This window comes from Rhizobium sp. AG855, from assembly GCF_003610655.1.
GTDB classification, from domain to species: domain Bacteria; phylum Pseudomonadota; class Alphaproteobacteria; order Rhizobiales; family Rhizobiaceae; genus Allorhizobium; species Allorhizobium wuzhouense.
This window is the reverse complement of sequence record NZ_RAQG01000005.1, coordinates 388,506-411,846: the sequence shown is the minus strand read 5'-3', so window position 1 is coordinate 411,846 and position 23,341 is coordinate 388,506. Positions and strand designations below refer to the sequence as shown.

At 63.0% G+C, this 23,341-nt stretch carries 23 protein-coding genes; 19 read left to right on the top strand and 4 right to left on the bottom strand.

What is annotated here, in order from left to right:
* Positions 1-11: 11 nt before the first annotated feature.
* Positions 12-929 (top strand): SMP-30/gluconolactonase/LRE family protein, encoded by a 918-nt coding sequence (locus DFO46_RS21130; protein ID WP_120278951.1) that lies wholly within the window; start codon positions 12-14, stop codon positions 927-929.
* Positions 930-938: 9 nt separating this feature from the next.
* On the opposite strand, the gene DFO46_RS21125 is transcribed toward DFO46_RS21130, so the two are convergent.
* A complete protein-coding gene (locus tag DFO46_RS21125) occupies positions 939-2,114 on the bottom strand; it encodes an osmoprotectant NAGGN system M42 family peptidase (protein WP_120278988.1) in 1,176 nt (391 codons plus the stop codon).
* Positions 2,115-2,316: 202 nt separating this feature from the next.
* Between DFO46_RS21125 and bchI the strand changes: the two genes are divergently transcribed.
* Genes bchI through DFO46_RS23980 form a run of 6 tightly spaced genes read left to right on the top strand, consistent with a single transcriptional unit; the run spans position 2,317 to position 8,990 of the window.
* Positions 2,317-3,366 carry a magnesium chelatase ATPase subunit I gene (bchI, locus tag DFO46_RS21120; protein WP_120278950.1) on the top strand — a complete coding sequence of 350 codons (1,050 nt, stop codon included), beginning with the start codon at positions 2,317-2,319 and terminating at the stop codon, positions 3,364-3,366.
* Positions 3,359-5,191, top strand: coding sequence for a VWA domain-containing protein (locus tag DFO46_RS21115; RefSeq protein WP_183041983.1), 1,833 nt, complete (start codon positions 3,359-3,361; stop codon positions 5,189-5,191). The genes bchI and DFO46_RS21115 overlap by 8 nt, the downstream gene beginning before the upstream one ends.
* Positions 5,188-6,096 (top strand): alpha/beta fold hydrolase BchO, encoded by a 909-nt coding sequence (bchO, locus tag DFO46_RS21110; RefSeq protein WP_120278948.1) that lies wholly within the window; start codon positions 5,188-5,190, stop codon positions 6,094-6,096. Before DFO46_RS21115 ends, bchO begins: the two co-directional genes overlap by 4 nt.
* On the top strand, positions 6,093-7,664 hold the full coding sequence (locus DFO46_RS21105) for a phytoene desaturase (RefSeq protein WP_120278947.1): 1,572 nt from the start codon (positions 6,093-6,095) through the stop codon (positions 7,662-7,664). Before bchO ends, DFO46_RS21105 begins: the two co-directional genes overlap by 4 nt.
* A complete protein-coding gene (locus tag DFO46_RS21100; RefSeq protein ID WP_120278946.1) occupies positions 7,661-8,830 on the top strand; it encodes a phytoene/squalene synthase family protein in 1,170 nt (389 codons plus the stop codon). The genes DFO46_RS21105 and DFO46_RS21100 overlap by 4 nt, the downstream gene beginning before the upstream one ends.
* Positions 8,823-8,990, top strand: coding sequence for a hypothetical protein (locus DFO46_RS23980; RefSeq protein ID WP_183041982.1), 168 nt, complete (start codon positions 8,823-8,825; stop codon positions 8,988-8,990). Before DFO46_RS21100 ends, DFO46_RS23980 begins: the two co-directional genes overlap by 8 nt.
* Here DFO46_RS23980 and DFO46_RS21095 read toward each other — a convergent pair.
* Both DFO46_RS21095 and crtD read right to left on the bottom strand, forming a co-directional pair.
* Entirely contained in the window at positions 8,987-9,838 is an 852-nt protein-coding gene (locus DFO46_RS21095; protein WP_120278945.1) for a carotenoid 1,2-hydratase, read from the bottom strand. The genes DFO46_RS23980 and DFO46_RS21095 overlap by 4 nt on opposite strands.
* The gene (gene crtD / locus DFO46_RS21090) at positions 9,835-11,418 is read right to left on the bottom strand and encodes a 1-hydroxycarotenoid 3,4-desaturase CrtD (protein ID WP_120278944.1); all 1,584 of its coding nucleotides are present in this window, start codon (positions 11,416-11,418) and stop codon (positions 9,835-9,837) included. The genes DFO46_RS21095 and crtD overlap by 4 nt, the downstream gene beginning before the upstream one ends.
* Before the next feature lie 109 nt (positions 11,419-11,527).
* Here crtD and DFO46_RS21085 point away from each other — a divergent pair, with 109 nt between their 5' ends.
* From DFO46_RS21085 to pufC, 12 genes are all read left to right on the top strand, one after another.
* Positions 11,528-12,394, top strand: coding sequence for a polyprenyl synthetase family protein (locus DFO46_RS21085; protein ID WP_110792904.1), 867 nt, complete (start codon positions 11,528-11,530; stop codon positions 12,392-12,394).
* A 97-nt stretch (positions 12,395-12,491) separates the two neighbouring features.
* Positions 12,492-13,595 (top strand): acetylserotonin O-methyltransferase, encoded by a 1,104-nt coding sequence (locus DFO46_RS21080; RefSeq protein WP_245422671.1) that lies wholly within the window; start codon positions 12,492-12,494, stop codon positions 13,593-13,595.
* 111 nt (positions 13,596-13,706) lie between these two features.
* Positions 13,707-14,645, top strand: a complete 939-nt coding sequence (bchC, locus tag DFO46_RS21075) for a chlorophyll synthesis pathway protein BchC (RefSeq protein ID WP_120278942.1) — start codon at positions 13,707-13,709, stop codon at positions 14,643-14,645.
* The gene (locus DFO46_RS21070; protein WP_120278941.1) at positions 14,642-15,649 is read left to right on the top strand and encodes a chlorophyllide a reductase iron protein subunit X; all 1,008 of its coding nucleotides are present in this window, start codon (positions 14,642-14,644) and stop codon (positions 15,647-15,649) included. The genes bchC and DFO46_RS21070 overlap by 4 nt, the downstream gene beginning before the upstream one ends.
* A 15-nt stretch (positions 15,650-15,664) precedes the next feature.
* The gene (bchY, locus tag DFO46_RS21065) at positions 15,665-17,242 is read left to right on the top strand and encodes a chlorophyllide a reductase subunit Y (RefSeq protein ID WP_120278940.1); all 1,578 of its coding nucleotides are present in this window, start codon (positions 15,665-15,667) and stop codon (positions 17,240-17,242) included.
* Positions 17,236-18,687, top strand: a complete 1,452-nt coding sequence (gene bchZ / locus DFO46_RS21060; protein ID WP_120278939.1) for a chlorophyllide a reductase subunit Z — start codon at positions 17,236-17,238, stop codon at positions 18,685-18,687. Before bchY ends, bchZ begins: the two co-directional genes overlap by 7 nt.
* Before the next feature lie 42 nt (positions 18,688-18,729).
* The gene (locus DFO46_RS21055; protein ID WP_120278938.1) at positions 18,730-18,963 is read left to right on the top strand and encodes a hypothetical protein; all 234 of its coding nucleotides are present in this window, start codon (positions 18,730-18,732) and stop codon (positions 18,961-18,963) included.
* Between the two features lie 115 nt (positions 18,964-19,078).
* Positions 19,079-19,300 carry a light-harvesting antenna LH1, beta subunit gene (gene pufB / locus DFO46_RS21050; RefSeq protein WP_120278937.1) on the top strand — a complete coding sequence of 74 codons (222 nt, stop codon included), beginning with the start codon at positions 19,079-19,081 and terminating at the stop codon, positions 19,298-19,300.
* A 12-nt stretch (positions 19,301-19,312) separates the two neighbouring features.
* The gene (pufA, locus tag DFO46_RS21045; RefSeq protein WP_120278936.1) at positions 19,313-19,510 is read left to right on the top strand and encodes a light-harvesting antenna LH1, alpha subunit; all 198 of its coding nucleotides are present in this window, start codon (positions 19,313-19,315) and stop codon (positions 19,508-19,510) included.
* 99 nt (positions 19,511-19,609) lie between these two features.
* On the top strand, positions 19,610-20,455 hold the full coding sequence (pufL, locus tag DFO46_RS21040; protein ID WP_120278935.1) for a photosynthetic reaction center subunit L: 846 nt from the start codon (positions 19,610-19,612) through the stop codon (positions 20,453-20,455).
* Positions 20,456-20,468: 13 nt separating this feature from the next.
* Positions 20,469-21,434, top strand: coding sequence for a photosynthetic reaction center subunit M (pufM, locus tag DFO46_RS21035; protein WP_110792894.1), 966 nt, complete (start codon positions 20,469-20,471; stop codon positions 21,432-21,434).
* An 11-nt stretch (positions 21,435-21,445) separates the two neighbouring features.
* Positions 21,446-22,618 carry a photosynthetic reaction center cytochrome PufC gene (gene pufC / locus DFO46_RS21030; protein ID WP_120278934.1) on the top strand — a complete coding sequence of 391 codons (1,173 nt, stop codon included), beginning with the start codon at positions 21,446-21,448 and terminating at the stop codon, positions 22,616-22,618.
* A 157-nt stretch (positions 22,619-22,775) separates the two neighbouring features.
* Here pufC and idi read toward each other — a convergent pair whose 3' ends face one another.
* Entirely contained in the window at positions 22,776-23,309 is a 534-nt protein-coding gene (idi, locus tag DFO46_RS21025; protein WP_120278933.1) for an isopentenyl-diphosphate delta-isomerase, read from the bottom strand.
* Positions 23,310-23,341 lie beyond the last annotated feature (32 nt).

The following is a 23,341-nucleotide window of genomic DNA, read 5'->3' as shown; positions in this document are numbered from 1 at the left end:
AGGACAAACCCATGTCGGACAACCCCTTCTATGAGATCCATGATCCGCGGTTTCGCGATCTCGTTGTCAGCAGCGCGGCACTCGAGGAACTCTATTCGGATTGCCGCTGGGCGGAGGGTCCGGTCTGGTTCGACGACGCCGGTCACCTCCTGTTCTCCGACATTCCCAACCAGCGCATCCTGCGCTGGGTCGAAGGCGGCGGTGTCTCGGTCTTTCGCAGCGCGTCCAATTTTGCCAATGGCCATACGCGCGACCGCCAGGGACGTCTCGTCTCCTGCGAACATGGCCTGCGCCGGGTCACCCGCACCGAGGTGGACGGCACCATCACGGTGCTTGCCGACAGGCATGACGGCAAACGACTGAATTCGCCCAACGATGTCATCGTGCGTTCGGATGGAAGCGTCTGGTTCAGCGATCCATCCTACGGAATTCTGTCGGATTACGAGGGCTACAAGGCCGATGAGGAACAGGAAAGCCGCAACATCTGGCGGCTAGACCCGGCGACAGGTTCGCTCTCGATCATGGCCCATGACTGCCTGCAGCCCAATGGTCTGGCCTTCTCTCCCGACGAGCGCCGTCTTTATGTCGCCGATTCCGGCGCAAGCCACGCCCCGGAAGCACCGCGCCAGATCCTCGTTTACGAGGTTACGGAAGACGGGCAATCGCTGTCGGGAGCTCGCACTTTCGCGACGATCGACAAGGGCATTCCGGATGGCATCCGCGTGGACATCGCCGGCAATCTCTGGTCCAGCGCGGCGGATGGCGTGCACTGCTTCTCGCCGGAAGGCATCCTGCTTGGCAAGATCCTGGTGCCGCAGGTCGTTGCCAACCTCACCTTTGGCGGTCCCCGCCGCAATCGCCTGTTCATCACGGCGACCAAGTCGCTCTATTCTATCTACACGACGACAACGGGTGCGCAGAGGCCCTAGAGTTTCCGCTCAGCCTCGGCCACCGGTCGATGGATCGATCTCCTGGGTCGCTTCGAGGTCTTGTTCCGCCTTAGCGACCGTCTGGTGCGTAAACCCGCGCAGGCCGGAGATCTCTTCGGCATCCCGCCCGATCTGCACTTCGCTCATCGCGTAATGCACCACCAGTTTTGCGTTCGACATCAGGGCATGCAGATGGATGCGCTCGTAGCCGTGTGAGGCATCAACGCCGAAAGTGATGAGCGCGGTGCGCACGTCGTGTCCGGCCTCGACGGCGGAGGCCGCGTCGGAGCGATAATAGCGAAAGACGTCCTTTTGCACCGGAATGCCCTGATCAAGGCAAATCTGGTGCAGCTTCTTCGACAGGTGATAGTCAAACGGGCCCGTCTGGTCGGCCATCGCGAGTGTCACGCCAAATTCCTGCGAAGCCTGTCCCGGCGCAGTTGTGCCGTTGTCGACCGCGACCAAGGAGGCGATCTCGGGTACAAGGGCTGCAGACGCACCGACGCCCACCTCCTCGCCAATGGTGAAGAGCCAATAGGTGTCAACAGGCGTTGCAACCTCCTGACGCTGCATGGCCTCGAGCGCTGCCAGCATGATCGCCACCCCCGCCTTGTCGTCGAGGTGACGTGACACGATAAACCCGTTTTCGAGAAATTCCGGCTGCGGGTCCACCGCAACGATGTCACCCACATCGATGCCGAGCTGAAGGAGGTCATGGCAATGGCGCGAAAGGGCATCGACCCGCAATTCGACATGTGGCCAGCCGGTCGGCTGCGTGTCGACCTCCTCGTTGAACGTGTGCCCGGAGGCTTTGAGCGGCAGGATCGTCCCGCGATAGATGCCCTTGGAGGAAAAGATCGAGACACGGGCCCCTTCGGCGAACCGCGCCGACCAGTGGCCGATCGACACCAGTTCCATCCGCCCGTTGTCCTTGAGCGCCTTCACCTGTGCGCCCAGCGTATCGAGATGCGATACGATTCCGCGCGCAGGCCGCCGCGCCGCGCCTGGTCTCAGCGCCCTGATAGCGCCGCGCCGCGTCAGCATGACGTCAAGCCCGAGTTTTTCGAGTTCCCGCGCCGTATAACGCACCGCTTCGTCGGTAAATCCGGTTGGGCTTGCGACCGCGAGCAGATCCTTCAGGCGGTCGGTGAGGTAAGCTGGGTCGATGTTGATCGGTTCGTTCATGCATCCCATGTGTCGCGTGAAGACGGAAGGTCAAGCTTTGCCGGAAGGCTTCCTGTCCCCCTGCCGGGGCGGTTCAACGCCGGAAGCTTCAACTGATGCAGTTTGGCCATTCTGCTGGATGTGGCGATTCCCTCGAAAATCCTCTTCAAACCGACGCTGAAAAGTGTAAACTAAATTTTACACTCAAGCTGAGGCGGGACCCATGGCCCAACCATTTCCATTCGCCGCCATCGTCGCCCAGGAAGACATGAAGAAGGCGCTCCTGATGGCGGCTGTCGAGCCCCTGCTTGGTGGCGTCCTCATTTTCGGCGACCGTGGCACGGGAAAATCGACGGCCGTAAGGGCTCTGACCGAGCTTCTGCCGGCGATCGAAACCCGCAGTGGTTGCCGCTACAATTGCCATCCCGCCGAACCGCAGCCGGCCTGTCCCGTCTGCAATCCGGCGGCTGGCTTGAAGCCGCCCGCGGTCGTCAAGCGCCGCGCTCCGATGATCGACCTGCCGCTGGGTGCCACGGAAGATCGCGTTTGCGGCTCGCTCGATATCGAGAAGGCGCTGGTCGCCGGCGAGAAGCACTTCGAGCCGGGTCTGCTCGCTACAGCCAACAGGGGCTTCCTGTATATCGACGAGATCAACCTCCTGGAGGATCATCTGATCGATCTCCTGCTCGACGCGTCCGCCTCCGGCGTCAACGTCGTCGAGCGCGAGGGCTTGAGCATCCGCCATGCCGCCCGCTTCGTCCTTGTCGGCAGCGGCAATCCGGAAGAAGGGGATCTCCGCCCACAATTGCTCGATCGCTTCGGGCTGTCGGTCGATGTCCGCACCATCGACGACCTCGATCAGCGGATCGAGGTGATCCGGCGCCGGGATGCCTATGAGACGGATCCTGTCGCCTTCGGCAAGCTTTGGGCCAAGCGCGATGGCGCCGTAGGCCGCCGCGTGGTCGCTGCCCGAAAAATCCTTCGCCAGGTCGAGATCCCCGATTCCGTTGTGATGCGCATGTCGCAACTCTGTCTGCGGCTTGGCATAGACGGCATGCGCGGCGAACTCACCCTGATGCGCGCCAGCCGGGCTGCCGCGGCGCTCGCCGGACGTTTGTTCGTCACCTGGGACGATGTCGCCGAGATCGCGCCGATGGTGCTTTGCCATCGCCTGCGCCGCGATCCGCTCGACGATGCCGGTTCGACACCGAGGGTCGAACGCGCGCTGGCAACCATCAGCGACACCAACAGCGACCGTCACGCCCATGGCTGAACTCGGCCCCCACGATGCCTATGACAAGGCCCTCGATCAGCGGGGTGCAGAACTCTGGGCGGATGCGTGGCTGGCAATCGAACTCCTTCGGATCGGTGGTGCTGGCATCGGCGGTCTCTGGCTCAAGGCCAGATCGGGAGGCGTGCGCGATCTCTTTCTGTCGCGGCTCCTGGAGCGCCTGGGCACCCACGTCACCCGCCTGCCGCCCGGAACCTCAGCGACCAATCTCGTCGGCGGTGTGGATATTGCGGCAACCGCTGCCAAAGGCAGCCTTGTCAGGCAAAAAGGCCTTCTGGCCCGGGCAGAGGGCGGCGTGCTGATAATACCGATGGCCGAACGGCTCGATGCCTCGCTCGCCGCCATGGTGGCCAACGCGATGGATCAATCGGCGACCAAAGGCTTCCTGCTGATCGCCCTGGATGAATCACTCGATGACGAGGCACCTCTTTCCGGTGGAATCGCGGATCGTCTGGCGCTGCGCATCGATCTCGACGGTATCGGCTGGCATCACGTGAGCGATATGCCCGCACCGGACGAGGCCACCACCGCGCCTGCAGCAGATTGGCGCGATGTCACCATAGACGACAAGATTCTTAAGGGTCTTGCCTCGCTTACCCATCTCGCCGGGCATCGCTCGTCGCGTATGCTCACGCATCTCGCACGCACAGCGCGCCTGCTCGCTTGCTGCGACGGGCGCAGTTCCGTCGAAGAGCGCGACGCGCTGACCGCCCTTCGCCTTTGCCTTGGCTTACGTCTCGCACCGCCAGCCGAACCGGCGTCAACCGAACCAGAAGATCCATCGTCGGACCCTCCTCCTCAACTGGATCAGCCGGGCGACATCGCGGCCTCAAACCACTCGGGGAACATAGATCAGAATACGGAAACAGGGAAATCGACCCAGCTGGACGCACTGACGGACATGCTCTCAGCCATCCAGGCCGGGGCGCTTTCGGCCGATCCCTGGCTATCCATCGCCCAGAGACCCACACGCAGCGCTGGCACTGCTGGAAAATCCGGCGGCCTGCGCAAGAATGCCCGCCGGGGCCGTCCCTTCGGCATCGGGCTTGCTCCTCCTCACCCGGAGGCGCGGCCCGATATCATCGCCACATTGCGCGCCGCAGCCCCATTTCAGCGGATCCGCGCAGCACAACGCCAGGCCGTCAGCGCTGCCAGCAGTTCCCCCTTGGTGGAAGTCAGAGCGCCACGCGCCTTCGTCACCCGTGACGATTTCCGTTATGTCCGCCTTCGCCATGCCGCTCCGTCGACCGCGATTTTCGTCGTCGACGCGTCCGGGTCAACGGCGCTTGAACGGCTGGGCGAGACCAAGGGCGCGATTGAACATCTTCTGACGCGCTGCTATGTCCGCCGTGATGAAGTCGCCCTCATCGCCTTCAGGGGCAAAGGCGCCGAGCTCCTGTTGCCACCCACACGATCGCTGACCGCTGCCAAACGCAAACTCGCCGGTCTTCCGGGCGGCGGCCCGACACCGCTTGCTGCGGGCCTCAAGGCAGCGATGGAACTCGCACTCTCCGTCGAGCGCCGAGGCAGCAGTCCGGTGCTCGTCCTGCTCACCGACGGAAGCGGCAACATTGCACTCGACGGAACGCCCGATCGGGCACTCGCCGCCGAAGAGCTCACCCGGCTTGCCACCACTTGCAAAGCCAGGGATATCAAGACGATCTGCATCGACATCGCCCGGCGCCCGCGCGAAAGCGTGACCAACCTTGCGACCATGCTCGGGGCAGACCTGCATGTGTTGCGAAAGGCTGATGCCGGCCGGGTGTCGAATCTGGTCGACCGGTCCATGCAGGAGGCCCGCGCATGAGCCTCGGACGCGATCGACTGGACTGGGCGACCGATGGCCTTCATTGGCCGAACCGCAGCGCGAGCCGGTTTTTGAAGACGACCTCCGGCGACTGGCACGTCCAGATCTCCGGACCGGAAGATGCCACCGTCATCCTGCTGCTGCATGGCACGGGTGCTGCGTCTCACTCCTGGCGCCATATCCTGCCACTGCTCTCGACCCGCTTCCGCGTCGTGGCGCCCGACCTGCCAGGCCACGGATTTAGCCGTCCGCGTGCCGAGGCCGATCTCTCGCTTCCAGGCATGGTGCAGGCCCTCACCGAACTGCTCTCCCAACTCGACCGCTGCCCGGCGGTGATCCTGGGACACTCGGCTGGTGCAGCCATTGCCGTGGAGCTTGCGGCAAGCAAGGCCTCGGCCGTGCCGCGTCATGTAGTCGGCATCAACGGCGCATTCTTGCCGATCCGGGGCAACGCGCTCTTTTCCCCCCTCGCCAAGGCGCTCTTCGCCAATCCCTTTTCCGCATCGATGTTCTCGCTGATGTCGCGGATGACGCCGCTTGGCGGCAACCTGCTCACCGCCACCGGTTCCCCGATTGACGAGCAAGGCGGGGCGATCTACCGCATGCTGCTCGCCTCGCCCGCCCATGTGCGTGGTGCGCTTGGCATGATGGCTGCCTGGGATTTGTCACGCTTCGATGCCACCCTGCAACGCCTGCCCTTCCCCATGACGCTGATCGCGGCGAAGGACGATCCCATGGTGCCGATCGAGAACTCCGCCCATGCGGCAAGGCAAGCGGCGGGCAGCCGTCTGGTTCTGACCGATCGCGGTGGTCACCTGCTGCACGAATGCCGTGCCGACGAAGTCGTAGGCTGGCTCGACGAGGCCATTGGAAACCAGAGGCCCGACGGAGCGGACGCAGCATGAACATCGCCGGCCGCTTTCCGAGACCGAAACCAAAGCCTGTCGACAACCGGCCGCATGCCGTCGTCATTGGCGCCGGCGTCGGCGGGCTCGCAACGGGTGCCCTGCTCGGCGCGAAGGGCTACCGCGTTACGATCCTCGACCCCTTGGACGACCTAGGCGGCCGTGCCTATGCCCATCGCCAGGACGGCTTCACCTTCGATGCCGGTCCGACGATCATCACCGCGCCCTGGCTCTTCGAAAACCTCTGGCGGGATTGTGGCGGCCAATTGAGCGATGATGTGACGCTCAGGCCGAACACCCCCTTCTACCGGGTCCGTTACGACGACGGCACGGTGTTCGACTATTCCGGTGACCGCGCCGCGATGGAGGCCCAGATCGCCCGGATCGAACCGCGCGACGTTGCCGGCTATCGCAGCTTTCTCGATGAGAGCCGTCGCATCTATGAAGTCGCCTTCGAACAACTGGCGCACAAGCCTTTTCACAGCCTACTCTTCACGGCCAAGACGCTGGCCGGGCTCGTCCGCCTCGGAGGTTACCGATCGGTCTATTCGGTTGTCTCGAAACACTTTCGCAGCGACAAGCTCAGAACCTTGTTTTCCTTTCACCCTCTGCTGATCGGCGGCAATCCCTTCTCCGCGACCTCCTTCTACTGCCTGATTGCCCATCTCGAAGGAAAATACGGCGTGCACCACGCGGTCGGGGGCACCAACGCGCTGGTGCGCGGCATTGCCTCGCTTGTGACCCGCAACGGTGGACGCATCCGGCTGCAGGAGACGGTCACCGAGATCGAGACGGAGGGACGCCGCGCAACCGGCGTGCGGCTAGCCTCCGGCGAGCGGCTTACTGCGGACATCATCGTCTCCAACGCCGATCCGGCAACCACCTATGGACGGCTGTTGAAAGCCCATCCCCGCCGGCGCTGGACTGACCGGAAGCTTTCGAGAGGCGACTACTCCATGAGCCTCTTCGTCTGGTATTTCGGCACCAACAGGCGCTACGACGATGTCCTGCACCACACCATGCTGTTTGGGCCTCGTTACCGCGGCCTGCTCGACGACATCTTCCGCAATCATCGTCTTGCCGAGGATTTCAGCCTTTATCTTCATCGGCCAACCGCAAGCGACCCATCTCTGGCCCCTGCCGGCTGCGATGCCTTCTATGTTCTAAGCCCCGTGCCCAACCTGGAAAGCGGAACCGACTGGACCGAAACGGCAGAACGCTACCGGCAGAAGATCGCCAGTCGGCTGGAGGAAACAGTGCTTCCGGATCTGGCACGCCACATCGTCACCTCTCGCATCGCAACGCCGCTCGATTTCCGGGACAGGCTTCTCTCCTGGCAGGGCGCAGCCTTCGCCCTTGAACCAAAGCTCTTCCAGAGTGCCTGGTTCCGACCGCACAACAAGAGCGAAGAACTCGACAATCTCTTCCTCTGTGGTGCCGGCACACATCCTGGTGCCGGGCTGCCGGGTGTCGTGTCCTCAGCCAGGATCGTCGCCGACCTGGTGCCGGATCCTGCCACCCTGCTTGCCGGCAGCTGGGAACGAACAAGAAGGGATGCCCATCCATGAGCGCCTTGGAGACCACACTGCCAGACGGCCATCTAGCGCGTCCGCTCACTCGTCGGCCGATCCTGCTGAATTATGGGTTTTCTGGCGATTTCGAGGATCAGAAGGCCTGCTCGGCTGCCATCCGACGGGGATCGAAGTCCTTTCATCTTGCCTCTCTGCTTCTACCGGGCCAGACCCGTCAGGCCGCCCGTGCGCTCTACGCTTTCTGCCGGCATTCCGACGACCTCATTGATGACATCAGAAGCGGCATGCCGGCGCTGCTGCGCCTGCGGGAGCGTCTCGATCTGATCTATGAAGGAAAGCCCGCACCTTTTGCCTGCGACCGCGCCTTTGCCCGTGTCGTGCAGGAACACGCGATCGCCAAGCCTGTCGTGGAAGCGCTGCTGGACGGCTTTGCGATGGATCTTGACGGACGTCGCCATGCGACCATCGACGACGTAAAGGCCTATGCAACCTGTGTTGCCGCAAGCGTCGGCCTGATGATGGCCTCGGTCATGGGCGTCAGGGACCGTGCGGCTCTTTCGCGAGCCGCTGATCTGGGCATCGCCATGCAGCTTACCAACATCGCCCGGGACGTCGGCGAGGATGCGCGAAACGGCAGGCTCTATCTGCCCCTCGACTGGCTTGAGGAGCAGGGTATCGACGCCGACGCATTCCTGCGCGATCCAAGATTTTCGCCTGCCCTCGGCATCGTGGTGAACCGCCTTCTCGACGAAGCCGCGCGCCATTACCGGCTCGGCCATGCTGGCATATTGAGCCTGCCGAAACCCTGCCGGCATGCGATCCGCACGGCGGCTCTGGTGTATGAAGCGATCGGTCAGGGCATCGCGGCCAACGGTTATGACAGCGTCAACCACCGGGCGACCACGAGCCTCTCCACCAAGCTTGGCCTCCTGCTCAAGGCGCGGCATGAGGATAGTCGCTGGACGGCAACCGCCGTGCGAGACCTCCATGCGGGAACCGAACCTGTCGCCCATTCGCTGGTGACACTGAGTGGCGTGCGCAAGGAGAGCGCAATTTCTGAGCGCAGACACGAACCCGAGACCGACGGGGAAACGACAGTCGGTAGGGTCACCGATATTCTGCTCAGGCTTCATGCGGAGGCCCGTCTTGAAACGCTGAAACGCCGAGAGGCAGCGCGAGCAAAGGTGGCAGGTCTTGCTTGAGCACTATTTCGGCATCATCGAAGCGATCTTTGTCTTCAGCCTGGCCATCGCTTTCTATGTCTGGCAGATGCGCGACCTGAAGAAGGAGAAAACGAAGGCCGAAATCCGCGCCCGGGAAACCGAACCGCGGCAGCCAGACGACGATCTGAAAACCGGCTAGCCCTTGCGCGGCATCCGGAAGGGAAGCATCAGCCGGACGAGCGGCATTGCAAGCCGCCGGCAATCGAGTGTCTCATGCACCATACGAACCCGATCGCCGAAGATGGCGGTTTCAACGAGCGATCGTCGATAGAATGGCGTATCCTCGAACCTGTTCCGCAAGATCGGCTCGACTGCGTCATCGCAGGCAATTCCCCCGCCGACGCCCCAGAAGCCGCGCTTCAGCGGCTGCCCCGCAGGTGGCTGAAAGGTGCAGACCGCACCATCGGCGGCATAGACCAGTCCGAAACGGTGGTTCGTTCCGCTCGCCAAAAGCGAGTCGTAAAGCACAACGGTCCGACCATCGCGCGTCGTCCCCCGCGCCCAGTCCCAACCGGCAAAGTCCGCCTCCAGTGGCCGCGCGCCAAAGTTCATGTCGTGATAGCCGTCTCCAGACCAGCCGCCTCCGGGACATGAATCGCAGGAAATATTGACCCGTCCGCTCGGCGCCACCGGCTGCCAGACATGCCCGCCCGCTTCATCAATGGAATAAGCCCGCTGCCCCAGAAAGTCGGGCGCCAACCTAATCTCGCCACGCATTCGCTTCGGTAGAAAGCGTTGCCCCGGCCATGGCAGAAACACCTCGTCGAAGGCAATCGCAAGCTCCGAACCGTCGAAGCGCATGGTGCTGCTGCCAATCGTCAGCGCCGAGCTGTTCCGTTTGAGATGGCCGGCCGAGCGCTCGGTCATCGCCCAGGCATGCCCCTGAGGCCCGTAGAGCGCGACATTGAAGGCCACATGGTTCTCGGGCATTTTGCGGCCCGACCAGTGATAGTAGGGCGAAAAGACCGAGCCGATGAACGCGATCACCGTGAAGGCGAAACGCCCACAGTCGCTCGTTCCATCGACATACCACCAGTGGTAACCACCGGCACCGACCGCCTGGTCAAAGGCCGGTCCGCCATCAACTGCTCTGCTGCACGTTTGCCCGAGAGCGCCGCCATTGGCAGACCCGGTCCCGGATGCACGCTGCCACCCGCGAGATAGAGCCCCGGCACCGGCCCCTGCGATCCCGGCCGAGCGAAAGATGCCATCCAACCGTGCGAGGCCATTCCGTAGAGCGCCCCGCCCGTCGCCGGATAAAGGCTCGCAAAGCGATCGGGTGTCGTGATGTTCGCCGGAGCCGGATCGTTCAAGAGCGTCAGACCGTTCAGCATCAACCGCTGTTCCATGTTCTTCAGACATGCGCCGACCTCACTTTCATTGAAACGGCGACGGTCGCCGTCTGCCAGCAGGTTCATCAAGGCATAGATGCGCTCCGGCCCTGCATGGGACTGCGGCAGCAGACCGCGCGCATCGCGATCCTGCGCGCAGAGATAGACGGTTGGATCGTCTGGCGCCTCGCAGCGCTTGAAGATCGCGGCGAACTCACGCTCGTAATCGCTTGAAAAGAAGACCGTGTGATGCGCGAGGGGCACCCCCGCAGGTTCTGCCAGACGGCAAGAGACAAGTGCGGAAAGCGACCGCTGCGGCAGGGTCTTTGCTGGATCCGGAGGGGTAACGCCGATCAGACGCGGAAGGGCGGCAACGTCGCCGTTGAAGATGATCTGTCGGGCAGCCAGGCTTCGGCCGGCACGCGTGAGCAGGCCAGAAACGGTCCGGCGCGAAGGATCGATCAGGATCTCACTCACCGGGTCGCCATAGCGGAACTCGACCCCGAGCCCGACCGCAAGCGAAGTCAAACGATCCGCAAGCGTGCGAATACCACCCTGGACAGTCCAGACACCTTCCTGCTCGACATGCGCGACAAGCATCAGCGTCGCCGGGGACAGATAGGGAGACGAGCCGCAATAGGTGGCATAACGCCCGAAAAGCTGGCGAAGCCGGACATCGGCAAAGTAACTGCCGAGCGCGGACCAGAGCGTCGAAAAGGGCTTGATCGCCAGAAGGTCTGCCGGGCGGCCCAGCCCTATCCGCCGTGACAAGGAGACAGGATTGGGCCGGGAGGCATCGATGAAGCTATCCTTCAACACCGCGAAGGTGCGACGGCTGTCGGCGGCAAACCGGCGATAGCCGTCGGCCTCGCGCCGTCCGGCGAAGTCATCGACAGCGCGAACGGTCTCCTCCAGATCGGCATGAAGATCGAGACAAGCCCCGCCCTGCCAGTAGTGGCGGGCGATGACAGGAGAAGCCGCAAGCACCAGTTCGTCGTCGATCGAGCGACCGGCGGCCGCAAACAGCGCGTCGAACACCCATTTCATCGTCAGCACAGTCGGGCCGGCATCGAAACCACGGCCGCCGACCTCGACGCGCCGCATCTTGCCACCGGCCTCGGTCTGCGCTTCGCAGACCACCACGCGATGTCCAGCAGCGGCAAGCCGGATGGACGCCGCCAGCCCCGCCATGCCGGCACCAATCACCACTACTGTGTCCTCGGGCGAAACCGGCACGTTCCTCTCCTGTGGCCAGTTGACTTACAGTCGCAATGTGTCAATCTTAATTGACACATTATTGAGTTGTGCAGAATTTACAACCGCACATTCTCCGGAGGCGAGCCTGATGGATTTCCCCGACCGCATCGAAACGGGCATGCAGCGCACCCTGCGTTACGCAACAGCCAACGGATGCCCGCCCCTCCTCGCGAAAGCGCTGCGGCACGCAGTGTTTCCAGGCGGCGCGCGTATCAGGCCCCGTCTCTGCCTCGCGGTTGCGGCGGCATGCGGCGACCGCGAACCTCTTGCCGCAGACAGCGCTGCCGTTGCCATCGAGCTGCTGCATTGTGCATCCCTGGTGCATGATGACATGCCCTGTTTCGACAATGCGATGACAAGGCGCGGCGCACCCAGCGTGCATGCGCAGTTCGGCGAGGAGATCGCCCTTCTGGTCGGCGACGGCCTGATCATCGCAGCTTTCGAGACGGTCGCCCGGGAAACGCAGCAGACCCCGCTGCTGACCGCACCGTTGATCGCAACCATCGCCAATGCGGTGGGCAGCCCCTATGGCCTTGTTGCCGGACAGGCCTGGGAGAGCGAACCGGAGATCAACATCACCGCCTATCATCGCGCCAAGACGGCTTCGTTGTTCAGTGGCGCCGTCTCCACCGGGGCGATCGCCTCGGGCGGCAATCCTCAGGAATGGCTGGTTCTGGCAGATGCGCTCGGCGCGGCCTATCAGGTCGCGGACGATCTCTATGATGCCGTAGGACAATCGGAAGCCGGCAAGCCGGCCGGCCAGGACAGCCGAAATGGCAAGCCCAACATCGTCGTAAGCATTGGCCTGGAAGCCGCCCTTGGCCGCCTCAAGCGCCTGGTGGCAGAGGCCGTCGACAGCGTTCCGGACTGCCCGGGTGCCGAATCCTTCCGCGCCATGATCCGCAACGAAGCGACCCGGCTGATGCCGAAGACGCTTGCAACCAGCGCGGCCTGACGCCATGGATACCGTCGGCGGAAGGGGCTTTGAGGCCAGCCCGCCGGTCGCTCAGACAGCGGACATAGCGCAGCCCACGCCGGGCATCCTGCGATCTGTGGCAATCAAAGCGAGGCTCTGGCGAAACCGCCAGATCGCATCGCCGCGCTTTCGCGCCTTCGTCGCGCGGTTTCCTCTCCTGCGCGGGATTGCAAACCGCAAGGCCAACCAGCTCTTCCGCCTGACGAGTGGCTTTGTGCACACACAGGTCCTGTCAGCCTGTGTGCAACTCGGGATCTTCGAAGCACTCGATGGCAAGGCGCTGTCCACGACCGCAATCGCAACGCGCTGCGGAATGGGGCCCGAAGCCATTCGGGCTCTGCTCGATCAGGCAAGGCGACTCGATCTCGTCATCAGCGCCAGCCCCGATCTCTGGATGCTGTCCGATGCGGGCAGCGTTGTCGCCGCAGATCGCGGCGTGCGCGAGATGATCCAGCATCACGACATGCTGTATCGGGATCTGGTTGATGCGGGCGCCTTCTGGCGAGGCGATCGCGGCGAAACGGAACTCCGCCAATACTGGGCCTATGTCCGGGACAATGATCCCGCCAAGATCGGCAACGATGAGGCTGCCCCTTACTCGGCGCTGATGCGCGAGAGCCAGGCGATGCTCGCCGACTGCATTCTCGCCTCGCATGACTTCGGGCAGTACAGATCCATCCTCGATATTGGTGGTGGCGAAGGCGCGTTTCTGAGCGCTGTCAGTGAGCGACATCCGTCCGTCAACCTCGCCTTGTTCGATCTGCCGGCGGTCACTGGGCTGGCGGCCCGCCACATGCGGGAACGCGGCATGCTCACCCGATGCACATTGCATCCGGGCGATTTCACTGTCGATGCCATCCCCGCCGGTCATGACTGCGTGACGCTCGTCCGCATCCTTTGTGACCATGATGACGACCGCGTGCTGGCGATTCTTCGAAACATTCACCGACATCTTGCGTCTGGGACCCGGCTTGTTGTTGCGGAAGCCATGGCCGGCGACAGCGAGGGCGCCAATCTCGCAGCCATTTATTTCAGCACTTATTTCGCCGCGATGGGGTCGGGTCGCTGCCGGGAAGGCCGGGAAATCATCGATCTTCTGGCGCGTAGCGGATTTCGCGATGCCAGGATGGTGCCCACCACCAACGCCCTGCTGGCGGGTTTGGTCATCGCGAGGCGGTGACGTCCGGGGTTCTGCACACCGCTTTGTGTAAATATAGATTGACACCTTGTAACGTAATCTTAAGATGACACTGGGAGCAAAAGGCATCCCGTGTCCGGGGAGGGCACGACAATGCGCAGCGCAGCCATCGTCTTCGAAAAACCGGGAACGCTCGCCGTCAGGCGATTGGCGCTCAATGCGCCCGAGGCGTCGGACGTGGTTGTGGACTCTTGCTTCAGCGGTGTCTCCAGCGGTACCGAGAAGATGCTCTACGAAGGCACGATGCCGGCATTCCCCGGCATGCGCTATCCGCTTGTTCCAGGCTACGAAACCGTTGGTACAGTCGTCGAAGCCGGCCCGACCTCCGGGCGTTCGGTGGGCGATCAGGTCTTCGTGCCAGGCGCCAATTGTTATGAAGACGCAGCCGGGCTGTTTGGCGCCAGCGCCGAAAGACTGGTCGTTCCCGGTGCCCGCACCGTCAGGACACAGTTTCACAATGCAGAGGAAGCGGCACTCCTGGCGCTGGCCGCGACAGCGCATCACGCCGTCTGTCGCGCATCGCGTGCAGCCACGCTGATCATCGGCCATGGCGTGCTCGGCCGCCTCATCGCCCGCCTCGTCATCGCAACCGGGCATCCGGCGCCGACCGTCTGGGAAACCCGTGCTGCCCGGCGCGACGGTGCAACCGGCTACAGCGTCGAAGCCCCCCTCCAGGACGGCACGGATCGCCACGACGTCATCATCGACGCCAGCGGCGACGCATCCGTCGTCGACCAGGCGATTGCCCGCCTCAACCGCCGTGGAGAGCTGGTACTCGCCGGCTTCTATGGTGTGCGTCTGGATTTCGCCTTCCCGGCCGCCTTCATGAAGGAAGCCTCGATCGCCATTGCCGCAGAATTCACGCCGGCCGATGTCCAGGCTGTGCTCGCACTCATCGCGGAAGGCCGCCTCTCGCTCGCGGGCCTGATTACACACCATTCTGCTCCGGCCGAGGCGGCTTACGCCTATCGGACAGCATTCAACGATCCCGACTGTCTGAAAATGATCATCGACTGGAGGAAAGCCGCATGAGCCTCGACCTCGCACCGGACGGCCTTGAGCGCCTGCAGGAGAACCTTCGCGAAGAGGCCGCCATCGAGCCCGATGCGCCTGTTATCGGCAAGGTGACCAAGGAAACCCAGATCATCGCGATCTACGGCAAGGGTGGCATCGGCAAGAGCTTCACGCTCGCCAATCTCTCCTACATGCTGGCCCAGCTCGGCAAGAAGGTCCTGCTGATCGGCTGCGACCCGAAGAGCGACACGACCTCGCTGCTCTTCGGCGGCCGCGCCTGCCCGACCATCATCCAGACGGCCTCGCGCCGCAAGGAAGCCGGCCAGGAAGTCTCGATCTCCGACGTCTGTTTCAAGCGCGACGGCGTCTTCGCCATGGAACTCGGCGGACCGGAAGTCGGTCGCGGCTGTGGTGGCCGCGGTATCATCCACGGCTTCGAAACGCTGGAGAAACTCGGTTTCCACGAATGGGACTTCGACTTCATCCTGCTCGACTTCCTCGGTGATGTGGTCTGTGGCGGCTTCGGCCTGCCGATCGCCCGCGACATGTGCCAGAAGGTCGTCGTCGTCGGCTCGAACGACCTGCAGTCGCTCTATGTCGCCAACAATGTCTGCTCGGCGGTGAAATACTTCCGCAACCTCGGCGGCAATGTCGGTGTCGCCGGCCTCGTCATCAACAAGGATGATGGCACGGGCGAGGCCCAGGCCTTTGCCGAAGCCGTCGGCATCCCGGTGCTTGCATCCATCCCGCAGCACGAGGATATCAGGCGCAAGAGCGCCAATTACCAGATCATCGGCACGCATGACAGCCAATGGGGTCCGCTGTTCGAAGCGCTGTCGATCAATCTTGCAGAAGCCCCGCCGGTTCTTCCCCGACCGCTCGATCAGGATGGCCTGCTTGGTCTCTTCGACGCCAGCGAGACGGGCGCCGACTACAAACTCCAGCCAGCCCTGCCGGAAGACATGTGCGCCACGGGCGCGCTGAAACGGCCGTCGTTGGAAGTCGTCTACGACAACGTGTGAGATCGGGTGAACATTATGGATGACCTTCGCAAGGAATTTGAGCCGGACGATGCCAGCGGGACAACTCCCGTCGGCAACGATGCCGCCGTCCTTGCCGACGGTGCAGACGGCAGTGGCATCGGCTGCCACGGCGGCGTGGAGCTTTCCAAGGCGGCTGCCCGCGCGGCCGGTCAGGGCGAGTTGATGGACCGCTTCGAGGCGGATTACCCCAAGGGTCCACATGATCAGCCGCAATCCATGTGCCCGGCCTTCGGATCCCTGCGCGTCGGCCTGCGCATGCGCCGTGTCGCCACCATCCTTTCGGGCTCGGCCTGCTGCGTCTACGGCCTGACCTTCACCTCGCATTTCTACGGCGCCAAGCGCTCGGTCGGCTACGTGCCGTTCAGCTCGGAAACCCTGGTCACCGGCAAGCTCTACGAAGACATCGTCGAGGCCGTGCACCAGATGGCGGATCCGGCGAAATTCGACGCCGTGGTCGTGACAAACCTCTGCGTGCCGACGGCCTCCGGCATTCCGCTCAAGATGCTGCCGCGCGAAATTGATGGCGTGCGCATCGTCGGCATCGATGTCCCGGGTTTTGGCGTGCCGACGCACGCGGAAGCCAAGGACGTTCTCTCCGGCGCCATGCTCGCTTACGCCCGCCAGGAGATCGGCGATGGCCCGGTCCAGCGCCCGCGCGGTGGTCTTAAGGACAGGCCGACGGTCACCCTGCTCGGCGAGATGTTTCCGGTCGATCCCGTTGTCATTGGCGGCATGCTGGAACCTATGGGCCTGGCCGCTGGCCCGACCGTTCCCGTACGCGAATGGCGCGAGCTTTATTCTGCTCTCGACTGTGCCGTCGTTGCGGCAATCCACCCCTTCTATACCGCCAGCATCCGTGAATTCCACGCGGCTGGCCGCCCGATCGTTGGCTCGGCCCCCGTCGGCGTCGATGCCACAGATGCCTGGCTGAAGGCCATCGGCGACAGCTGTGGCATCGCGGAAGAGAAGACCAATATCAGCCGCAATGCGATGCGCGCTGCAATCAAGGCGGCCCTGGCCGAACACCGGATCAATGGCCGCATCACGCTCTCCGGCTACGAAGGTTCGGAACTGCTGGTTGCCCGCCTGCTCGTCGAACTCGGCGCCGATCTGCGCTATGTCGGCACGGCCTGTCCGAAGACCCCCTACAACAGCCAGGATGCCGAGTGGCTGTCCGCCCATGGCGTGGAACTGCGCTTCCGTGCTTCGCTGGAGCAGGATCTCGCGGCCTTCCAGGAGTTCAAGCCGGACCTTGCCATCGGCACGACACCCGTCGTGCAGAAGGCGAAGGAGAGTGCCACGCCTGCCCTCTACTTCACCAATCTGATTTCCGCTCGACCCTTGATGGGTCCGGCCGGTGTTGCCTCGCTGCCGGCGGTCATCAATGCCGCCATCGGCAACAAGGACCGCTTCCTCGCCATGAACGCCTTCTTCGAAGATGTCGGCAAGGGCGACAGCGCCGGTATCTGGGAAAACGTGCCCGAGGACCGCAGCGCCTATCGCAAGAAGTTCGCCGCCAAGGTCAAGCAGTCGCGCAACGCCGTCGACAATGGGGAGAGCGTCGGATGCTGATCCTCGACCACGACAGAGCCGGCGGTTACTGGGGCAGCGTCTATGCCTTCACCACGATCAAGGGTCTCCAGGTGATCATCGACGGCCCGGTGGGCTGCGAAAACCTGCCGGTCACCTCCGTGCTGCATTACACCGACGCCCTGCCCCCGCACGAACTGCCGATCGTCGTATCCGGCCTCTCGGAAGACGAGCTTGGCCAGCACGGCACGGAAGGTGCGATGAAGCGGGCGCGTCTCGCGCTCGATCCGGACCTGCCCGCCGTCGTCGTCACCGGCTCGATCGCCGAAATGATCGGCGGCGGCGTGACGCCTGAAGGCTCGAACATCGTCCGCTTCCTGCCGCGCACCATCGATGAAGACCAGTGGCAGAGCGCTGATCGCGCGCTGAAATGGCTCTGGACCGAATTCGGCCCGAAGGGCGGCAAGGTGCCGGCTCCGCGCCGACGCCCGGAAGGTGCCAAGCCCCGCGTCAACATCATCGGACCGATCTACGGCACCTACAACATGCCCTCGGATCTCGCCGAGATCCGCCGCCTAGTCGAGGGGCTAGGCGCCGAGATCAACATGGTCTTCCCCTTGGGCAGCCATCTTGAAGACGTGCGCAAGCTTGCCGATGCCGATGCCAATATTTGCCTCTACCGCGAATTCGGCCGGCTGCTCTGCGAGACGCTTGATCGCCCCTATCTGCAGGCGCCGATCGGCATCCATTCGACGACCGCCTTCCTGCGCGAGCTCGGCGGCATGCTGGGCCTCGATCCGGAGCCGTTCATCCTGAAGGAAAAGCACACGACGCTGAAGCCGCTCTGGGATCTCTGGCGCTCTGTCACCCAGGACTTCTTCGCCACCGCCAGCTTCGCGATCGTCGCCAACGAGACCTATGTGCGCGGTATCCGCAATTTCCTCGAGGAGGAAATGGGCCTGCCCTGCAACTTCGCGATCCCCCGCAAGGCCGGATCGAAGACCGACAATATCGAGGTCGCAGAACTGACCGCCAAGAAGCCGCCGATGATCATGTTCGGCTCGTTCAACGAGCGCATGTACATGGCCGAGCGCGGTGCCCGCGGCAAGTTCGTGCAGCTCTCCTATCCAGGCGCCATCGTCCGCCGCCACCCAGGCACGCCGGTCATGGGTTATTCGGGGGCGGCCTGGTTGATCCAGGAAGTCTGCAATGCGCTGTTCGACATGCTGTTCGACATCCTGCCGCGTGCCGGAGAACTCGACGCGATCGAGGCGACGACCGCCCGCCCCCGCAGCGAGATGGCCTGGCAATCCGATGCCCAGGCCTCGCTTGAATCCTTCGTCGGCAACGAGCCCGTCCTCGTTCGCATCTCGGCGGCCAAACGGCTCCGCGAAGCAGCAGAACGCGAAGCGCGGCGGGCCGAAAACCACGAAGTCACCCGGCATCATGTCGAAACGGCCGCTCGCCTAGAGGGAGCCTACGCATGAACGCCGGAACGAGACCCCTTGGGGACCACTGGAGGTGAAGCCATGATCACTGCAACCCGACCCGATCAGACCGCAAGTCGCACCCGCGACCGCCAGTCCGAGCGCCAGAACATGCGGCGTCTGTATCTGCTGATTTATCCGCTCTGCCTGTTTGCGGCGGTGGCGTCTCGGCTTGCGGGCCATGCCGAAGATGCGAGCCAGCGTCCGACACAATCCGTTTTCGCCGAAGCCCGTTCTGCGGCCTATGCAGCTGCCGGTTACGCCTTCCACGCGTGACCCGATCCCTTTGCCGGTGTTCTCGACATCGGCAGAACCCGGCAGGTCCTTCACACGGCCTTCCGGAACCCCGCCGCGGGGGCGCCGCGGTGTTCGAGACTAGGAGGTGAATTTGATGGCAGAGACATCAAATGTTTCATTTTCGGGTCTGACCGAAAGCGAAGCGCGCGAGGTCCATGGATTCTTCATCCAAGGCTTCATGATATTCACGGCGATTGCCATCGTCGCGCATATCTTGGTCTGGATGTGGCGTCCCTGGATCCCGGGTCCGGAAGGTTACAGCTCTCTCGAGAGCGTTAGCCAGTCGGCTCTCACGCTTCTGCCGATGTTGACCTGAGGAGGAAGCGATATGTGGAGAATCTGGCTTATGTTCGACCCGCGCAAGGCGCTGGTTGCACTGTCTGTATTCCTGTTCACGCTTGCGATCCTGATCCACTTCATCCTGCTGAGCACGGAACGTTTCAACTGGCTGGAGGGCAAGCCCCTCAAGACCAGCTCCCTGGAGCATTCCCTCTCTGAAGGCGTGGACCTCCGGCTCATCGGCTGAAGAACCAAGACGGCAGCGGGCGGCACCTCAGTCTCGCCCGCCGCCAAACGGCATGACCCGACAACGCCGCCTGGCTGATCACCTCTGGAGGAAACGAACATGGCGCTGCTGAGTTTTGAACGCAAATATCGCGTACGAGGCGGGACGCTGCTCGGAGGCGATCTCTTCGATTTCTGGGTAGGGCCGTTTTATGTCGGCTTCTTCGGTGTCACGACGGCCTTTTTCGCCACCCTCGGCACCGCGCTTCTGGTCTATGGGGCGGCCATCGGCCCGACTTGGAACATCTGGCGCATCTCGATCGCGCCACCTGATCTGTCCTACGGGCTGGCTCTTGCGCCGCTGAAGGAAGGCGGCCTCTGGCAGATCGTCACCATGTGCGCCCTTGGCGCCTTTATCTCATGGGCGCTGCGCGAGGTCGAAATCTGCCGCAAGCTCGGCATCGGCTACCATGTGCCCTTCGCTTTCTCGTTCGCGATTTTAGCCTATACGACGCTGGTCGTTTTCCGGCCGTTGCTGCTCGGTGCCTGGGGTCATGGCTTTCCTTATGGCATCTTCAGCCACCTCGACTGGGTCTCGAACGTCGGTTACCAATATCTGCACTTCCACTACAATCCGGCGCACATGATCGCGGTGACCTTCTTCTTCACCACGACGCTGGCGCTGTCCCTGCATGGCGGCCTGATCCTGTCGGCTGCCAATCCGGGCGCTTCGATCACGGAAGCCGGCAAGCGGGCCGAAGTGAAGACACCCGAATACGAAGACACCTTCTTCCGCGACATCATCGGCTACTCGATCGGCACGCTGGGCATCCACCGCCTTGGCCTGATTCTGGCGCTGAACGCGGGCTTCTGGAGCGCCGTCTGCATCATCATCAGCGGACCGTTCTGGAATCAGGGCTGGCCGCAATGGTGGAACTGGTGGCTTCAGCTGCCAATCTGGAACTGAGGGGGACCGGATCATGTTCTTAGCGCAGTATCAAAACATCATCACGCCCATACAGGTCCGCGGGCCCCTGGAAGAGGGCATGCCGCTTCCGACGGGTGACAGCCCGCGCGCCGGGAAACCCTTTCTCGTTCACCTGTTCGGCATGATCGGCAACGCCCAGATCGGACCCATCTATCTCGGTTACCTCGGCACGCTGTCGCTGGTCTTCGGCTTCATCGCCTTCGAGATCATCGGCCTCAACATGCTGGCCTCGGTCGGCTGGGATCCGATCCAGTTCATCCGTCAGCTGTTCTGGCTGGGGCTTGAGCCGCCACCGGCAAAATACGGCCTCAAGATACTCCCACCACTGGCCGAAGGAGGCTGGTGGTTGATCGCGGGCTTCTTCCTGACAACCTCCGTTCTCCTTTGGTGGGTTCGTGTTTACCGACGCGCCCGCCAACTGGAAATGGGCACCCATGTCGCCTGGGCCTTCGCGGCCGCGATCTGGCTCTTCCTGGTGCTCGGCTTCATCCGGCCGCTGCTGATGGGCAATTTCTCGGAAGCCGTGCCTTTCGGCATCTTCCCGCATCTCGACTGGACCGCCGCCTTCTCGATCCGCTACGGCAATCTCTACTACAATCCCTTCCACTGCCTCTCGATCGTCTTCCTCTATGGCTCCGTGCTGCTGTTTGCCATGCACGGCGCAACGATCCTCGCTGTTGGCAAGTATGGCGGAGAACGGGAACTCGAACAGATCACCGATCGCGGCACGGCCTCCGAGCGCGCGGCCCTCTTCTGGCGCTGGACCATGGGCTTCAATGCCACCATGGAATCCGTCCACCGCTGGGCCTGGTGGTTCGCCATCCTCACCCCCATCACCGGCGGCATCGGCATCCTGCTCACAGGGACCGTCGTCGACAACTGGTACCTCTGGGGCATCAATCACGGGATCGTCTCCCCGCTGCCGGGCTTTCCCGGTGTCGTCGACCCGGCGCTTTAAGGAGAAGGACGATGAAACTCTGGATTCCCTTCGCCGTCTCCGCAGGCTCCCTGCTGACGATCGCAAGCTTCGTCGGCGCCGGCTGGGATGCGCCACCCGTCGAGACCACACAGATCGGGTCGCGCGGCACAGGCATGTACATCCATCGGGATGTCGAAAAACAGGAAGCCCTCAAGGCGGCAAACGTCGTGCCGCCGGCACCCTGGCAGGCAGATCCTGCGGGTGACAAGGCGCGTGACCTCTACGAAAACGTTCAGGTTCTGGGCGACCTCTCCGATGACCAGTTCAACCAGTTCATGGCCTCGATCACGGAATGGGTGGCGCCGGAGGCCGGCTGCAACTACTGCCACAACCCGGAAAATCTTGCATCCGACGAGCTGTATCAGAAGGTCGTCGCTCGCCGCATGATCCAGATGACCCAGGCAATCAATGTCGACTGGAAGGCCCATGTCGGCCAGGTCGGCGCCACCTGCTACACCTGTCACCGTGGCCAGGGCATCCCCACCAACTATTGGTACGAGGACGTTGAGCCCAAGCCCGCCGGCAACATGACGCAGAACCGCCAGGGTCAGAACGTGGTGGCCAAGTTTGGCGGCGGCACTTCGCTGCCGCAAAACGTTCTGAAAGATTACCTGCTCGATGCGAAGCCGATCCGCGTCCATTCGACGACCGCCCTGCCGACCGGCACCAACACCGCCGGCACCAAGGAAACGGAAGCGACGTGGTCGCTGATGGTCCACATGTCGGAATCGCTTGGCGTGAACTGCACCACCTGCCACAACACCCGCGCCTTCAATGCCTGGGATGAAAGTCCTCCGCAGCGCGTCACCGCCTGGCATGGCATCCGCATGGTGCGTGATATCAACGCCAACTACCTGGCTGGTCTGACGCCTGTCTTCCCGGATGCCCGCAAAGGTCCGGAAGGTGATGTCTTCAAGGTCGGGTGTGCAACCTGCCACGCCGGCGTGCAGAAACCGCTCTATGGGGTTTCCATGCTGCAAGACTATGTGGATGCATTGACCAAGAAGGGCCCGACAGCCGTTCCGGATTACAGCACCTACCAGCCGGGCACGACCCAGAAGATGGCGCCGGCCGGACAGAGCAGCGCCCTGCCTATGACACCGACATCCCAGACTGCGGCTGTCCTTCTGCCTTCAACGCAGAACCAGACCGCAAACGACTGAGCTCTCCCAAGGCGGGCCGCAAGAAGAAGGGGAGCTCTCGGGCGCCCCTTTTTTTGTCGACATGATGGTTTGGTCCGGAGCAGAGCAAGTCAGCCAAACGGGAGACCGGACTCGGCATATGCCGGCCGATCCATCACGAACGTTGTCTCCGGAGGTTTCAGGCCGCGTCTGCGAAGGTCAGCCCCGGGAAGCGCTGCAGATAGATCCGGAACCAGGGCGTGAAGTCCTCCGGGCGCTCGCGCACTTGGCGCGCAAGCTGGCCGGGCGCGATCCAGCAAACCTCTTCCACTTCGCCTGCGACAGGCTCGACGTGAAGCGTCCGTCTGTCCACCCTGGCGCTGAACAGGGTCACGCGTTCATGTTCTTTCAGCCCCTCGCCAACATCAGCCGCGTATTCGACTGTCTGGTGACGTGTCAGCGGAACCGTAAAACCGAGTTCCTCCGACAGACGGCGCTCGGCGCAATCCTCTACCGTTTCGTCCCAGTGCGGATGCGTGCAGCAGGTGTTCGCCCAAAGGCCGGCACAATGATATTTCGTTGAAGCACGCTTCTGGATCAAAAGCAGGTCGCCATCGAAGACAAAGACAGACACGGCCAGATGCAGCTGCCCGTCGCGATGCGCCTGCATCTTTTCGATCGGATAGAGCGATCCGTCGCCGGCGATCGCCGGGATCATTATGCTGTCCGTCATGCCTGGAGCATCCTGAACTGTCTTTGCGGCAA

Bases quoted from the DNA above. Each gene is read 5' to 3' on its own strand.
- DFO46_RS21130 (WP_120278951.1), top strand. From the start codon at position 12: ATGTCGGACAACCCCTTCTATGAGATCCATGATCCGCGGTTTCGCGAT.
- DFO46_RS21125 (WP_120278988.1), bottom strand. From the start codon at position 2,114: ATGAACGAACCGATCAACATCGACCCAGCTTACCTCACCGACCGCCTG.
- bchI (WP_120278950.1), top strand. From the start codon at position 2,317: ATGGCCCAACCATTTCCATTCGCCGCCATCGTCGCCCAGGAAGACATG.
- DFO46_RS21115 (WP_183041983.1), top strand. From the start codon at position 3,359: ATGGCTGAACTCGGCCCCCACGATGCCTATGACAAGGCCCTCGATCAG.
- bchO (WP_120278948.1), top strand. From the start codon at position 5,188: ATGAGCCTCGGACGCGATCGACTGGACTGGGCGACCGATGGCCTTCAT.
- DFO46_RS21105 (WP_120278947.1), top strand. From the start codon at position 6,093: ATGAACATCGCCGGCCGCTTTCCGAGACCGAAACCAAAGCCTGTCGAC.
- DFO46_RS21100 (WP_120278946.1), top strand. From the start codon at position 7,661: ATGAGCGCCTTGGAGACCACACTGCCAGACGGCCATCTAGCGCGTCCG.
- DFO46_RS21085 (WP_110792904.1), top strand. From the start codon at position 11,528: ATGGATTTCCCCGACCGCATCGAAACGGGCATGCAGCGCACCCTGCGT.
- bchC (WP_120278942.1), top strand. From the start codon at position 13,707: ATGCGCAGCGCAGCCATCGTCTTCGAAAAACCGGGAACGCTCGCCGTC.
- DFO46_RS21070 (WP_120278941.1), top strand. From the start codon at position 14,642: ATGAGCCTCGACCTCGCACCGGACGGCCTTGAGCGCCTGCAGGAGAAC.
- bchY (WP_120278940.1), top strand. From the start codon at position 15,665: ATGGATGACCTTCGCAAGGAATTTGAGCCGGACGATGCCAGCGGGACA.
- bchZ (WP_120278939.1), top strand. From the start codon at position 17,236: ATGCTGATCCTCGACCACGACAGAGCCGGCGGTTACTGGGGCAGCGTC.
- DFO46_RS21055 (WP_120278938.1), top strand. From the start codon at position 18,730: ATGATCACTGCAACCCGACCCGATCAGACCGCAAGTCGCACCCGCGAC.
- pufB (WP_120278937.1), top strand. From the start codon at position 19,079: ATGGCAGAGACATCAAATGTTTCATTTTCGGGTCTGACCGAAAGCGAA.
- pufA (WP_120278936.1), top strand. From the start codon at position 19,313: ATGTGGAGAATCTGGCTTATGTTCGACCCGCGCAAGGCGCTGGTTGCA.
- pufL (WP_120278935.1), top strand. From the start codon at position 19,610: ATGGCGCTGCTGAGTTTTGAACGCAAATATCGCGTACGAGGCGGGACG.
- pufM (WP_110792894.1), top strand. From the start codon at position 20,469: ATGTTCTTAGCGCAGTATCAAAACATCATCACGCCCATACAGGTCCGC.
- pufC (WP_120278934.1), top strand. From the start codon at position 21,446: ATGAAACTCTGGATTCCCTTCGCCGTCTCCGCAGGCTCCCTGCTGACG.
- idi (WP_120278933.1), bottom strand. From the start codon at position 23,309: ATGACGGACAGCATAATGATCCCGGCGATCGCCGGCGACGGATCGCTC.